General features: G+C 60.4%; 13 protein-coding genes. 9 read left to right on the top strand and 4 right to left on the bottom strand.

The window, feature by feature from the left end:
- Positions 1-4 precede the first annotated feature (4 nt).
- Both ISS99_RS05790 and ISS99_RS05785 read left to right on the top strand, forming a co-directional pair.
- Positions 5-541 (top strand): ECF-type sigma factor, encoded by a 537-nt coding sequence (locus tag ISS99_RS05790; RefSeq protein WP_204630642.1) that lies wholly within the window; start codon positions 5-7, stop codon positions 539-541.
- Positions 542-604: 63 nt separating this feature from the next.
- The gene (locus ISS99_RS05785) at positions 605-3,445 is read left to right on the top strand and encodes a protein kinase domain-containing protein (RefSeq protein WP_204630641.1); all 2,841 of its coding nucleotides are present in this window, start codon (positions 605-607) and stop codon (positions 3,443-3,445) included.
- 571 nt (positions 3,446-4,016) lie between these two features.
- On the opposite strand, the gene ISS99_RS05780 is transcribed toward ISS99_RS05785, so the two are convergent.
- Entirely contained in the window at positions 4,017-5,318 is a 1,302-nt protein-coding gene (locus tag ISS99_RS05780) for a hypothetical protein (RefSeq protein WP_204630640.1), read from the bottom strand.
- Positions 5,319-5,504: 186 nt separating this feature from the next.
- On the opposite strand from ISS99_RS05780, the gene ISS99_RS05775 reads away from it, so the two are divergent.
- Both ISS99_RS05775 and pyrC read left to right on the top strand, forming a co-directional pair.
- The gene (locus ISS99_RS05775; RefSeq protein ID WP_204630639.1) at positions 5,505-5,930 is read left to right on the top strand and encodes a winged helix-turn-helix transcriptional regulator; all 426 of its coding nucleotides are present in this window, start codon (positions 5,505-5,507) and stop codon (positions 5,928-5,930) included.
- A gap of 52 nt (positions 5,931-5,982) precedes the next feature.
- Positions 5,983-7,014, top strand: coding sequence for a dihydroorotase (gene pyrC / locus ISS99_RS05770; protein ID WP_204630638.1), 1,032 nt, complete (start codon positions 5,983-5,985; stop codon positions 7,012-7,014).
- 345 nt (positions 7,015-7,359) lie between these two features.
- On the opposite strand, the gene ISS99_RS05765 is transcribed toward pyrC, so the two are convergent.
- Positions 7,360-7,722, bottom strand: a complete 363-nt coding sequence (locus tag ISS99_RS05765; protein ID WP_204630637.1) for a hypothetical protein — start codon at positions 7,720-7,722, stop codon at positions 7,360-7,362.
- 394 nt (positions 7,723-8,116) lie between these two features.
- Between ISS99_RS05765 and ISS99_RS05760 the strand changes: the two genes are divergently transcribed.
- The 5 genes from ISS99_RS05760 (at position 8,117) to ISS99_RS05740 (ending at position 12,862) form a co-directional block, all read left to right on the top strand.
- Positions 8,117-8,851: a DUF3348 domain-containing protein gene (locus tag ISS99_RS05760; RefSeq protein ID WP_204630636.1), complete on the top strand. Its 735-nt coding sequence runs from the start codon at positions 8,117-8,119 to the stop codon at positions 8,849-8,851.
- Between the two features lie 10 nt (positions 8,852-8,861).
- The gene (locus ISS99_RS05755; RefSeq protein ID WP_204630635.1) at positions 8,862-10,958 is read left to right on the top strand and encodes a DUF802 domain-containing protein; all 2,097 of its coding nucleotides are present in this window, start codon (positions 8,862-8,864) and stop codon (positions 10,956-10,958) included.
- On the top strand, positions 10,955-11,602 hold the full coding sequence (locus ISS99_RS05750) for an OmpA family protein (RefSeq protein ID WP_204630634.1): 648 nt from the start codon (positions 10,955-10,957) through the stop codon (positions 11,600-11,602). Before ISS99_RS05755 ends, ISS99_RS05750 begins: the two co-directional genes overlap by 4 nt.
- The gene (locus ISS99_RS05745; RefSeq protein ID WP_204630633.1) at positions 11,595-12,230 is read left to right on the top strand and encodes a DUF2894 domain-containing protein; all 636 of its coding nucleotides are present in this window, start codon (positions 11,595-11,597) and stop codon (positions 12,228-12,230) included. Before ISS99_RS05750 ends, ISS99_RS05745 begins: the two co-directional genes overlap by 8 nt.
- Before the next feature lie 71 nt (positions 12,231-12,301).
- Positions 12,302-12,862 carry an alpha/beta fold hydrolase gene (locus ISS99_RS05740; RefSeq protein ID WP_204630632.1) on the top strand — a complete coding sequence of 187 codons (561 nt, stop codon included), beginning with the start codon at positions 12,302-12,304 and terminating at the stop codon, positions 12,860-12,862.
- Between the two features lie 104 nt (positions 12,863-12,966).
- Here the strand turns inward: ISS99_RS05740 and ISS99_RS05735 are convergent, their stop codons facing one another.
- Both ISS99_RS05735 and ISS99_RS05730 read right to left on the bottom strand, forming a co-directional pair.
- Positions 12,967-13,467: an SRPBCC family protein gene (locus ISS99_RS05735; protein ID WP_239537713.1), complete on the bottom strand. Its 501-nt coding sequence runs from the start codon at positions 13,465-13,467 to the stop codon at positions 12,967-12,969.
- Positions 13,445-13,807, bottom strand: a complete 363-nt coding sequence (locus tag ISS99_RS05730) for an ArsR/SmtB family transcription factor (RefSeq protein ID WP_239537712.1) — start codon at positions 13,805-13,807, stop codon at positions 13,445-13,447. The genes ISS99_RS05735 and ISS99_RS05730 overlap by 23 nt, the downstream gene beginning before the upstream one ends.
- Between the last annotated feature and the right edge of the window lie 219 nt (positions 13,808-14,026).

Below are 14,026 nucleotides of genomic sequence, written 5' to 3'. Positions count from 1 at the left end.
GTCCATGACCACCAAGCCTCGAATGAGCGAAATTCTTGCGGATGGCGATCCGGTAGCACTGGATGCGTTGATCCCGCAGGTCTATGCCACGCTGCGGCAGCTTGCGCACCGGCAACGGTCGTACGAAGCCGCACATACGCTCCAGACGACCGCGTTGGTCAACGAGGCCTGCCTGAAGCTGCTCGACGGCAGCGGTATCGCCTTCGCGGATCAAGCACACCTGTATGCGTACATGAGCCGCACGATGCGTCATCTCCTGATCGACCGTGCAAGGCGGAAGATGGCCCAGAAACGCCAGGCGCCCGCGATGACGGAGGGAGTGGCGCAATCGAACATCATTGACGTGTTGGCGCTCGACGAGGCTTTGACAAAGCTCGCGGCGTTGGACGAGCGCCTTGCTCGAGTTGCCGAGCTGCGATTGTTCGCCGAGCTTTCGAGCCCGGAAATTGCCGACACCATCGGCGTCAATGCACGCACTGTCGAACGTGACTGGTTGAAGGCGCGCACGTTTCTGGCAGCCTGCCTGGCTCCGGAAACGTGAGGTCATGTCGGTAATAGCCACGCGACTGCGCTATATAGTCACGTAACCGACCCCAAGCTGCCGATGAGCGTCGATTTTATCCAACGATGGCACGAGGCCGAGCCGCTGCTCGACCGTCTATTGGAGTTGCCCGCTACCGAGCAGGCCGATTGGTTGCGTCGAAACTGCGAAGACGCGGCACTCCGGGTACTCGTTACGCAGGCCCTAAATCACGTGCCCGTAGCGGAGGCTCTTGAGCGCGGCATGTCGCAATGGATGTCGACGCCGGACCGCCGCGCGGCCGATAAGCTGCCTACCATTCCAGGTTACCGCCTGCTTCGGTTCGTGGGGGCCGGCGGCATGGCCAGCGTATTCGAGGCGGAGCGTGAACTGCCGGGCGGCCCCCAGAAGGTCGCCATCAAACTGTTACGTATCGATGTTCACGATGTCGAAGAGCGTCGGCGCTTTCTTCATGAACAGAGCATTCTCGTGCGACTTCAGCATCCACACATTTCCCAATTGCTCGACGCGGGGTTCTCGCCGACCGGCACGCCGTTTCTGGCACTGGAATTTGTTGCGGGCGGCAACCTTGTCCAACATTGCGAGAAGTACGGTATCGACGTGCGAGGACGCCTTGCGCTGTTTATAGACGTGTCCAAGGCCGTCGAGCACGCACATCGCAGCTTGATCGTGCATCGCGATCTCAAGCCAAGCAACGTGCTCATTGACGAGGATGGCTGCGTAAAGCTCGTCGATTTCGGCATCGCCAAGCTCCTCGTCGGCGACGGTGAGGGTGCGCAGACACGCACTGAAGCACGCCGCCTGACGCGCGCATATGCGGCGCCGGAGCAAATTATCGGCGACGCTACGACAACCTCGGTAGATGTATACGCACTCGGTGTTTTGCTGGCGGAACTTCTATCCGGTCTCCAGCCACGCAGGCTTGATCAATACGTCGGTGCGGCGACGTCGGTGTTCGACGATGGACAGTTGCGGCAACGCCTGGGTGTCGACCTCCACGCGATCGTGCACGAAGCGATACGGCCGGACCCTATTCGTCGCTATGCGAGCGCAGCAGCGCTGCGTGAGGATGTCGAGCGCTACCTCGATGGCAAACCGCTGCATGCCCGGGCGGATACCTTTGCGTATCGCACGCTCACTTTCACAAAACGGCATGCTCTGGCTGTCTCGGCCAGTATGGTCGCGGTAGTGCTGCTCGCCGGCACAACAGCAGCCGGCTTATACGAATCACATTTGGCACGCCATGCCGCCAAGGATGCACAGGCGCAAGCACTCGCGGCCAAAAGTGAGGTGCAGCGCGAGGATGCGCTCAAATCATTCATGGAGGGCCTGTTCGACAATGTGTCGCGTGGAGAAGAAGCCAGTGCGGAGGTCCTGCTGGCGCAAGGCCGGGATCGCGCTGATCGAGATTTCGCAAAACAACCCGCGCTTCACGTTGAAATTCTCGCGTTGATCGGTGACCTCGAGCGCCGCAGTGGTCACGCGGATCGTGCACAACAACCGCTCGAAGAGGCGGCGTCACTGGCGCAAACCCAGTTTGGAGCTACCGACAGGCGCACCTTGCACGTCGAATATCTGCTCGCGGAAGAAGCCGATGAGCTTGGTCACGTTCGCAGCGGCAGATTGCGTTTGCAGAACGCCATCGAAGCGTTTCAATCGGGGCCAAACCGCAATTCGCCTGAAGAAGTGCAGGCTCTTGCATGGCTTGCCGGCCTTGATGAGCGCCTGGGCGAGTCAAAAAAGGCCATCGATATTGGCACGACTTCTGTCGCGCTCGCGCATCGCATCCTTCCGGATGACAGTGACGCGCTGACCGAAGCCATAACGAACCTTGGCTGGATATGGATGGACGCCGGCCACCCCGGCCAGGCCGAGCCATTGCTGCGGGAAGCGCTCGCGCGCAAACGCGCTCTATTTGGTGCCGGGCACCCGCAAGTCGCTGATGCAATGACGCTCCTTACAACGGCACTGCTTCCACTCGGCCGCTATGCCGAGAGCGAAGTGCTCATGCGTTCCGCCCTCGACATCGACGAAAGCGCATACACAGGCCCCAATGCCCACGTCGCCGGCGACCTCAACAATCTTGCGAATATCCTCGTGCGCGAAGGCAAATTCGCGGAGGCAGGCGCGTTCTATGAAAAATCACTGGAAATGGATAGAAAGCTCGCAGCGACGCCGTCGCTCGGCGAAGCCATAACACTCGGCCATCTGGCGCATGTCCGCTTTAGCGAGGGTTCTTACCCCGATGCGGAAACAGACCTCCGCGATGCCATCAACCAGAAGCAGCGTCTCCTTGGCGAGGACTATGGCGATAACGGTCAAAGCCTCGATAGCGCGAGCTTGGCGGAAATTCTCGTGGCGCGCGGGCGCATCGGCGATGCCGAACTGGCTGCCAATCAGGCACTTGCGGAATCAAGGCGAAACCATCGTGAGGCGCATCCGGATATCGCCTTCGCGCTTACCGTCGAGGCCGAGATTGCCGCAGCACGCGGCGCCCGCGAACGCGCCGTCACCTTCGCTGGCGAAGCTGTCGCGATGTATGACGCACTTGCGGAGCAAAGCTCGGAAAACGCAATCAGGGCGCGTGTTCTGTACGGTGAAACGCTCGGGTTGGTCGGTCGCAGCACGGAAGCAAAGCGGGAATTTAAAAGCGCGCTCACGGCGGCCAATCTGATTGCGCCGAAGCCGGCTTCGCTCATCGCGCACATCGATGCCGACCTTGCTGGCACGGAAGCTTTGTTGGGGGATCGATCTGCAGCCGACCGCCTCCGCACAGAGGCAGAGAGATTGCTCGCAGGAATGGGCGGAGAGAAGAATGGCGAGTGCGATGCGACGGTCCACATACTCGCGGATAACCGCGAAACCCCTCTGAATCGAACGCACTCGCGCTCGAGCAGGCAGTAAGCGGCGGAAAATTTTTCAACTCATTGATTTTTAAATGACATAGCTTCAGCAGCTCAATTTAGTGAGACTGCGACAATGGCTTTGCGCATGGCTTACCCAGGCGATCCTCCCCGCTGTGTGGGTAGCGCAAATGGCGCTCCAGCGCCTCCGTAACCAGGTTGGGGGGCGGCATCTGGATTTGCACCTCCGTCGCCAACGGCACCGCAAGCTGCGCCAGGGTTTTGGTTGGGCTGCTTGTAGGAATCCGCCTACATAACAAAGAGGAGGCGCCTGATAGCCCAGTCGCCTGCGGTTATAGAGAATAGCGCCATGCCTCGTAAGTCCAGGCCGACGTATCGGCTGGCGACAAGGATGTCAGTCACCACAGGATGTAGTGATTTGACGAGTGAGGCATCATGCACAGGATGTGTCAAAAGCCCCGACCCTGTCGGGGCTTTTTCGTTTTGCGCCGGGCAGCGCTGTTGGCCTGGGCGGACTGGCTCAGCCATCGAAGGCTGCCGGTGCCGATCGGATATGCACCAAGCAGCCTCCGAACTTCCCGAGGTGGTCCACTGCGCTTCGAAAACGCTCGTTAACGCACAAATCGACCGCCAGGTGCGGTTTTCTTCAAAAGTCGTGTAACCGCGTCCGCTGCGGGAAAATTGGATTGCAGGCAATTGGGCGCGGCTTGTGCAATCGACTCACCCGCGCTTTGCTGCACAGGGGTTGCCAGAAAGGCGTGCATTTCGCCCTGGTGCGGCCCGCTGCAAACGATGGCCATGCCGCCGATTTGTCCGCGGTTGTTGATCTTGGCGGCGAAGGTCGCGAACAAGCTGGAACTGGCGGGGAACTGTGTGTTGAGGTCGGTCATCACGCCGCTCTGCCAGATGAAGGCATGCGACCAGTAGCCGTTGGCGTTCCACTCGCCTCCCACTACCTGGCCCTCGATGTTGTTACCGAAAGCTATGCCAGCGGCGTCTCCCGGCAGCAGTCCGAGCACCGTGGTGAGTTTTGGGGTGCCTGTGCCTTTGGCAATCTGCCAAATCGAGCCAGTCTGGGTGGTGCCGTCAGCACTGCCGACTGTTCCAACAATCTGGCCCTGGTTGTTGATGTTCTCGCCGAAGCCGCCGGTTCCGAGGTCGGGAAGCGCAGACGCCGTGCGGTTTTCCCACACGATGCCGTGAATGGGGCCGCTGCAGTTTCCCGAATAGCCTACGGCTTGACCAAGATCGTTGATCCAAAATGCGAAGCCGTCCGGATCTTTATCCACCGTAGGAAGGGCGTTGGCCTTGCCGTTTTCCCACAACACCGGCAGCTGAACCCGATTATTCATGGTGCCGGCCTGACACGAGGGGTCCATGGCACCGTTTTCTGCCATGCCGACGATTTGCCCGCGGTTATTGATCGCGCTCGCCTCCCCGTTATTGCCGCCCAGGGTTGGGAGGGCGCTCATCTGGAAGGGCTGCCAAAGAAACGGAAGGCACGTAAGGTGGGTGCCGAATCCGCAGATGTCTTCGCCGTTCGGGTCTGGGACAGCTGTTTCGGAATCGCCCACTACCTGCGCGAGGTCGTTGATCTCGCCAAAGTTCATCCAGCTGTTCGGTCCGCCGAGCGTGCCGAGATCGACGTAGTATCCGTCGACGTTTATCAGTGCGCGTCCGTTTAGAGGCACCCCGGATAGCGAATCCCCCTGCCCTGGCAGGAAGTTCCCGGCCATGATCTCCGACCAGCCCTCGCTGTTGACGGACATGACCATCGAATAATTGTCATTCTTCGGAACGCCCAGATCGGTAACTTGGTAGCTCACCTGGGCGAAGGCATTGCCAAAGCAAGTCAGAGCAAAAATCGTAGCGCTCGGCATCCAGAGACTGCGCAGCTGCTTGAACATATTCATGTTTTTGCCTCCCACGAAGTTTCGGTCCCAACCCTCAGGTTCCTGACGACGCAGCCTTCCGCGCGAGCGCGGGCTGGATGGCGCTCGCGTCATGGCGGATGGTTGAATATCACAACTGGTTTTATAGTGCAACTGGTTTTGTTGTCGTAGAATGGCGCTGGCATTCCCTTTCGAGTTGGAATCAGCGTGCGCACGAGTCATAGATCCGAATGCGTCATCAACCAAACGCTCGAAGTGCTTGGCGATCAATGGACTTTGCTCGTCATCCGCGACATCGTTTTCGTCAATCGAAGGCATTTTCGCGAACTCCTGACCCAATCCCTGGAAGGTGTCGCATCGAATATCCTTGCCGACCGACTTCGAAAGCTCGTCCAGCAAGGGATCATTACCAAGTCCGACGACCCGACCCACAAACAGAAGGCGATTTATAGCCTTACGGAAAAAGGCATCGCGCTAGTCCCTCTTCTGCTGGAAATGGCGGCATGGGGAGAGGAGTATTTGCCCGCTTCCAAGTTGCAGGGCCTGGCTCGCACCTTGAAAGAAGGCGGGCCTGAACTGCGCGCAGCCTTTATGGATGAACTTCGGAAAGCACACCTTCCGGCATCAGAATGAGCGGCTGAGCTGCTCTCGGTTTCACAGACATCAATCAAGAGATTTGCAATCAATGACGACGTTTTCGATCCGCACACCGGATGATTGGCACGTTCATCTTCGCGATGGCGCTCAGCTCACGCAGACCGTCGCGGCAACGGCACGCAGCTTCGCACGCGCCATCGTCATGCCGAATCTGGTTCCACCGGTGTGTACCGTGGAGGCCGCTCGCCTATACCGTGATCGGATCAACGCCGTCATTCCGCCGGGCAGCTCATTCCACCCGTTGATGACCTGCTATCTGACCGACGGTATCGACCCTGATGAAGTGGCGGCGGGCTATGCAGGAGGCGTCTTTGCCGCGTGCAAGCTCTATCCGGCAAACGCCACCACGAATGCGGCTCATGGCGTAACCGACATTCGCCGAATTCATCCGGTACTGGCGACGATGGAAAGGATCGGCATGCCGCTGCTCATCCATGGCGAGGTGACGGATGCAGATGTGGATGTGTTCGATCGCGAGGTTGTCTTTATTGAGCAGGTGCTTACCTCGATCGTACGGGACTTTCCCGGACTCAAGGTCGTACTGGAACACATCACCACGGCCGATGCGGTCGATTTCATCAAGGAGAGCGGCAATCAGGTCGCGGCAACCATCACGCCCCATCACCTGGTGATAAATCGCAACGCGATGTTCCAGCGCGGGCTACGCCCGCATGCTTACTGCTTGCCCGTGGCGAAGCGTGAAAGACATCGCATCGCCCTGCGCAAAGCGGCGACTTCCAACTCGCCCCAATTTTTCCTCGGAACGGACTCTGCGCCGCATCCGCGCGCGATGAAGGAATCCGCCTGTGGCTGCGCAGGGATATTCAATGCACCGGTTGCGCTCGAAGTGTATGCGCACGTGTTCGATGAGGAAGGTGCGCTCGACCGTCTCGAAGCCTTTGCCTCCGAATACGGCCCCCGCTTCTATGGATTACCCCTCAATCCAGGCAGGGTCACGCTGACGCGCAGCCCCTGGCAGGTGCCTGATGTGGTGGATGTCGGCGGTCAGCCCGTTGTGCCCTTTCTCGCCGGAGAAACGTTGGCCTGGCGCCTCCAATAGCCTTGCCCAGCGAGGAATACGTGCCAAGGATGGCGCGCGCAGCATCGCAAGAAGCGCGAAAAGCTCACGTGCTTTTGAGTCGAAAACGGTTTCGAGAAAAACACAAAGTGGTCGAAGTCACGCGAGCTTTTCGTGATAGCGAAAGTCTGCGATCGAGGCAAAAACCACCAGCGACCTTGATCGACTCAATCACCTGGCATGGGCCGTGATGTGGCGTAAGCAGGCAGGGCAGTAGTGCTTACCTGCCTCTGATAACGATTCCTGATCGTGATGCCTCTACTTGCCAGTAATTCGAATCAGCGAGGACGCTTCAGCTTCACCATCAATGTGGCAATAAATCGTCTATCATTGATTGGAATCATGCACGTGTGTGCCAAACAGATATTGCGAAAGCGGCTCATGCCGGTCGGGTGACAGGCCTTTTAAATGTCTCTGCATGAGCTCCATCAACCTGCGGCGCTCAAGCATGTATTGCCCATTATCATAGATATCAATATTGCGTCCTCCGTAAGGCCCGAAAGTAATTCCTATATATAGAATATCGTTGTGCGCATAGGGGCCATCGGTCTTCACGTGAATGTGCGGATATTCTAAGTTTCCTCTGTTTGTGTGGCAGTCTTGATCGTCGAGGTCATCATTGCATCGTATATAGAAATTGTTTTCGTTCCCACGCAACATGCTTGCACCAAGCTTTTGAACCTTAGGCATTGATCTTCTCCTTTGATTAAAGCTAAGAAACATCGCTTTTGTGATCTGATCATTCGCTCATTCGAATTGAGATTGAGCACACCAGGCATCCGCCACGCATCGCAATGTAAGTACCTTGGCGAAAGGTTTCCACTAGCGCGACCAGACTGGGCGGAGGTTGGCTCCATTCCCGAAGACAAACTGCGCCCGACTCTGCATTTCGGAACGTAGGGGCGTAACGATTTGCGAATGTTTGTCTCCCAGTCCGTATCGGATTCAATCAGACAGCCCCCTCTTTTGGCCAACCGCAGCGCGACGCTGACTTGGGAAATGTGTACCTCCAATGAGTTTCGTGCCGCTTTGATAGCCGTCCGCCCCCTTTACTGGGTAAAATGGCCGATTTTTAGCCAGAAGCATGGTGCAAACAGCACAAAACGCCGCGATTCGTGGGCCGCAGTTCATACGCCACCTTGCGCGCATGATCGACGTGGGCGTCACGCCCGCGCAGCAGTCGCTACCCCAGCGCCTGAGCCAGTGGCTCGACTGGACGCATTCGATCGCCCTTTCCACGGCGCTTGACAGTGAGCCGGCCGCGGGCGTCGGGTCGGTGCTGCCGTCGGCCAGTGTCGAGGAAGAGGAATGCGCGCTTGCGCGTGCCGCCCTGGCCAAGGCCATCAAGGGTGACGGGCCTGGCGCACGCGCTCCCGCAGCCAAGCCGGCGCCCGCCGTTGAAGGCAGCGCCGACGCCCAGGCCGACTACGCACCTTTTCGCCAGCGTTATCAAACCATGCAGCGCTCGATGCAGTCGGTCGCCGGCAGGCTGCGTGGTCGCTTGCGCGACAGGCTCGCTGAGGGAACCGCCGACATGGTCCGCCTCGCCGAGGTGGATGCGGTCATGGAGCGCGCCTTGAGCCCGCGCGAGCACACCCTGTTGGCCGCGGTGCCAGCCCTGCTCGGCGAACATTTCGAACGATTGCGCCAGGCCGGCGACTCCTCCCCGGCCGACGAACCTGCATCGCAGGACCCAGCCACCCCATCGGGAGCGTGGCTGGATGTATTTCGCCGCGACATGCAGAGCGTGTTGCTGGCCGAACTGGATCTTCGCTTTCAACCGGTCGACGGGCTGCTTGCAGCACTTCGCACCCGCTAACGAGAACAGCATGTTCAAACATTTCGTCCTTCCAGCCGCCTTCCTCCTGGGCCTCGCCGCCATCGGCTGGGTCGGCGCAGGCTACGTGGGCTCCAACCCGCTTGGCGCGGCGGTCGCCCTGCTGATCGGTGCCTGCTACCTGTCCGGCGCGTCTGAGCTTTATCGCTATCGGCAGGCAACGGCCACTTTGCAGAAGGCGGTTGGCGATTTATCCGTTGCGCCCTCCGATCTTGCTTCCTGGCTCGAGCGACTGCATCCCAGCCTGCGCCATGGCACGCGCCTGCGCATAGAAGGCGACCGCATCGCCCTGCCCGCCCCCGCGCTGACGCCGTACCTCACCGGCCTGCTGGTATTGCTGGGCATGCTGGGCACGCTGCTGGGCATGATGGCGACTCTTCGTGGTACCGGCTTTGCGCTGGAAAGCGCGAGCGACCTGCAGGCGATCCGCAGCTCGCTCGCCGCGCCGGTGAACGGCCTTGCCTTTGCGTTCGGCACCTCGATCGCGGGCGTGGCCAGCTCGGCGATGCTCGGGCTGCTTTCGGCCCTGGTCCGTCGCGAGCGGCTGCAGGCCGTGCAATTGTTGGACGTGAAGATCGCCACCACCTTGCGCGTTCATTCGCAGGCGTACCAACGCGAGGAAGCCCTCAGGCTGCTGCAACAACAGACGGCGCTGATGCCCGCCCTGGTCGATCGCCTTCAATCCATGATGAGCGGCATCGAGCAGCAGAACCTGGCCGCTCATGAGCGACAGATCGCGAGCCATGAAGCCTTCCACGGCAAGACCGAGGCGGTCTACCTCAAGCTCGCATCTTCGGTAGAGCAGACGCTGAAAGACAGCGTCACCCAGGGGGCTCGCGCCGGCGCATCGGCGCTGCAACCGGTGGTGGAGGCCACGATGGCGGGCCTCGCTCAGCAGACGACCCAACTGCACGTCACGATCACGCAGGCGGTGAAGCAACAACTGGAAGGACTGGCTGCCAGCGCGGAAAGCAACACCACTACCGTAGCGCGCATCTGGAACGAAGCCCTGGCAGAGCAACGCCATGCCCACGCGACACTGAACCAGGACCTGCGCGGGACGCTGGAGCAGTTCACCACTACGTTCGAGCAACGTTCCACAGGACTGCTGGAAGGCATGGCGACACGGCTCGACGCCAGTGCCCATGACGCGGCCGAGGCATGGAACAACGCACTGTCGCAACAACAGTCCGCCAATGAAGACCAGGCTGCCCGCAACGAGCGCGCACTGGCTGCTGCGGGTACGACCATTGAGGAACACGCGGCGTCGCTGGTCAGCATCGTGCGCGAATCCCATGCCGAGCTTCAGGCGACGCTGGAATCTCGCGACCAGCAACGCCTGGCGACGTGGACGGAGACGCTCGGCGCAATGACTTCGTTGCTGAGCCAGAAGTGGGAACAGGCCGGCGAACACGCTGCGAGCCGGCAGCAGGCGATATGCGACACGCTCACGCGCACGGCCAGCGATATCTCGGCCCAGGCCCAGGCGCATGCCAGTGAAACCATGGCGGAGATTTCGCGGCTCGTGCAGGCCGCGTCGGAGGCGCCGAAGATCGCCGCCGAAGTCGTCGCCGAGTTGCGCCAGAAGCTGTCGGACAGCATGGTCCGCGATACCGCCATGCTGGAAGAACGCGGCCGCCTGCTGGAGACCGTGGAAACGCTGCTCAATGCCGTCAATCACGCATCCACCGAACAACGCACCGCGGTCGACGAGCTGGTCAGCACCTCGGCCAGCCTGCTCGATCGCGTCGGCACCCGCTTCATCGAACACGTGGAGGCCGAAACCGGCAAGCTCGGTGGCGTCGCCGCGCAGGTCACTGGCAGTGCCGTCGAAGTAGCCAGCCTGGGCGAAGCCTTCGGCGTGGCGGTGCAACAGTACGGCCAGTCCAACGAGGCCTTGATGGACCGCCTGCAAATCATTGCCGACGCGCTGGACAAGTCCCTCGCACGCAGCGATGAACAGCTGGCCTATTACGTCATGCAGGCCAAGGAAGTGGTCGACCTCAGCATGCTGGCGCAGAAACAGATCATCGAAGAATTGCAGCAGATCGGCGGTCAGCCAGTGCTCGCCGGAGCAGAGACCGCATGACCGACGACATCGAGCTTGAGGCCGAATCGGGTGCGCCCATCTGGGCTGCCTTCGGCGATCTGATGTCGGTGTTGCTCGGCGCGTTCGTGCTGATTCTGATCGGCGTCATTGGCGTGCAGCTGCAACTCTCGCACCGGCTGAACGATGAAATGACGCAACGACAGGCCGAGACGCAACGCCGCAAGACCCTTGAGCAGGCGTTGGCCGCGCCACTCGCTGCCGGACGCATCACGCTGGTCAACGGTCGCATCGGCATTCGCGGCAGCGTGCTGTTTGCGCTCAACTCGGATCAGCTGCAGCCGGAAGGCAGCGATCTGCTGAAAAGCCTGGCGGGCCCGCTCTCCGACTATCTGAAGTCTCGCGACGAAATCCTGATGGTGAGCGGGTTCACCGATGATCAGCAGGTGCTGGACGACAACCGCCGCTTTACGGACAACTGGGAGCTGTCGGCGCAGCGTGCGCTGACGGCAACGCGCGCGCTGATCGCCGACGGCGTGCCCGCCTCCTCGGTGTTCGCCGCCGCGTTCGGTGCCGAGCAGCCGGTGAGTTCCAACGCCAACGAAGAGGGGCGCGCCAAAAACCGTCGCGTGGAAATCACTCCGGTGCCTAAGTCGTCTGCGAGTGATGCGTCGTCCCATGAATAAGCGCTCGACGCATGCCCGCACCCGGCTCGACACGTGGCGCGAGCGCGGTGCCCATCGCTTCGATCCCTTGCAGTTTCACCTCATGGATGCGCTGGAGCGGCGTGCCGCCAATTACCAAGGCGAAGCCCGCCAAAGGCTGGATGAGCGACTCTCCACCCTGCTTGATGCCTACGAAGTCGATCTCGAGCACGGGCCTCGCCGCGACCAGGACATCACCGGCGCCGGCGATGATGCTGCGCGCGCGCGTGGCGCGCTGGGCGCATTGGTCGATCACGTCGCCGCGGGCGATGAGGCTCCCGATGCACCTTCGTTTGCCGCACCGGAACTATTGAAGGAATTCCGCACGCTCTGGTCCAGGCTGCGTGCCGACAGCCAAATGCGGCAGTCGCTGCAACAGGTGCCCACCAATGCAGGCCCGCTCAACTCGAGCGCGCTAGTGCACCGCGCCGTCACCCTGATGCGCGGCATCTCGCCGGGATATCTCCAGCATTTCCTCAGTTATGTCGACGATCTGGCAGGGCTTGAGCAGATCAACGTGGCTGCACCCCAGGTGCACCCGGATATACAGTCAGTCGCGAGTACCAGGAAGCGCGCGTCGAGAAAAAAGGCAGGCAAGCAGCAGGATTGAGCGTACCCTCCATCGCTACAAGTCGAGTGTTGCCCGGTCAGTGGATGGCTTCTGAAAGGAGCACGAAGAACGTGACTGTCGACATCTTATTCGTGCAAGGCGGTGGTCGGGACGTACACGACCAATGGGACGCCAGGCTCGTTGCCCGTCTAAAGAAGGAACTTGGCCCGGGTTATAGCGTTCGCTATCCCCGCATGCCCGACGAGGCCGATCCCCATTACCCGCCTTGGCGAGACGCCTTGAGGAATGAGGTTGCTGACCTGCAAGACGGCGTGTTGCTCATCGGCCACTCCATAGGCGGCGCCATCCTCATCCACACGCTGGCCGATCAACTACCTCGGCGCAAACTCGGCGGCGTCTTTCTCATAGCGACTCCGTTTATTGGCGACGGCGGATGGCCAAGCGATGAAATCAGCTCCAAGAGCAATCTTGCCGATCACCTGCCTGCCGACGTGCCGTTTTTTCTGTATCACGGAACGCATGACGAAGTTGTTCCCTTTGAGCATCTCCGCTTATACGAAAGCGCAATGCCTCATGCGCTCGCGCGCCCTCTTGACGGCGCCGATCACCAGCTCAATGGCGATTTAAGTTGCGTTGCGCAAGACATCTTCGCCTTGAAATTGCGCGGCTGAGGGGATTCGCTTGATGGTTCCTCGGCGTGTGCCCGCCTGGTGGGCGAGACGCCAAAGCGCAGCAAACGCCCGCCGTGCTTCCGGTGGCGCGGCGGGCGGCAAGGTCACGATCTGCTTGCGAGCAACTCATCCAGCTGCGCGAACTGTTCGGGCAGGCCTTCCGCCGAACCGGCAAGGGCTTCGTCTCGGGCCTCTGTCGTGGGATAGAGTTCGTGCAGAGTGACCAGCGTCCTGCCGGCATTTTCTTCGAACGTCACCGTGGTCACGGCGCCCTGATCGCTTTCTTCGTTCGTCCATACCATGCGCTTGTGCGGCGTTACTTCGCTGTATGTGCCGAAGAATGCCATCGGCTGCTCGAAGGCCGGATGGCGGAACACCAGGCGATACGTGCCTCCCGTGCGAATGTCCATGTCGCAGGAGACCAGCGACATGCCGGCCGACTTCGGCACCCACCACAGCTTGAACAATTCGGGTTTGCTCCACGCTTCGAAGACGATGTGCGCGGGGGCATCGAACGTTCGCGTCACCACCAGTTCGCGATCGGACTTGCGTTCCACGGCGGTGCGGTTCATGACGGCGGAACTACCTTCTTTTACGTTTGGCATCTGCCTTCTCCTTGCGTTTCAACTGTTCGACAAGTTCGTCCAGCGCATCGAAGCGTGCGCTCCAGAGCTGGCGGTGCTGCTCGATCCAGGCGGCCTCTTCTTCCAGCCGGCGCGATCCGAGCTTGCAGGTACGTACGCGCCCCACCTTCTCGGTGATCACGAGTCCCGCCTGCTCCAGGACGCTGACGTGCTTCTTCATGCCCGTGAGGGTCATGTGAAACCGTTGGGCAAGGTCGGTGATGGAGGCATCTGACCCCCCGAGCTGCTCCAGCACCCCGCGTCGGGTGACATCGGAGAGTGCGGCAAAGGTGGCGTCGAGGCGGGCCTGATAGTGAACCATATGGTTCACTGTATGCTTGGGATGGGCAATTTGCAAGCGGATGCTTTACGGGTGCAAATCGCATGCAGATCCTCTGGCGCCCTGAACCCAGGCCGGGCATCAGCACGCAGGTGCCTACTCGGGGCCACTTGCGTTTCTGTGTTGAAAAAAATGGCTAAGGGTTTCGGTCGGGATGGGCATCGATTCCGGCAAACACTGAGCACACAACGGGTGCTGACC

Origin of the sequence: Dyella mobilis, from assembly GCF_016904945.1 — a bacterium.
GTDB classification, from domain to species: Bacteria; Pseudomonadota; Gammaproteobacteria; order Xanthomonadales; family Rhodanobacteraceae; genus Dyella_B; species Dyella_B mobilis.
This window is presented reverse-complemented; position numbering and strand designations above follow the sequence as displayed.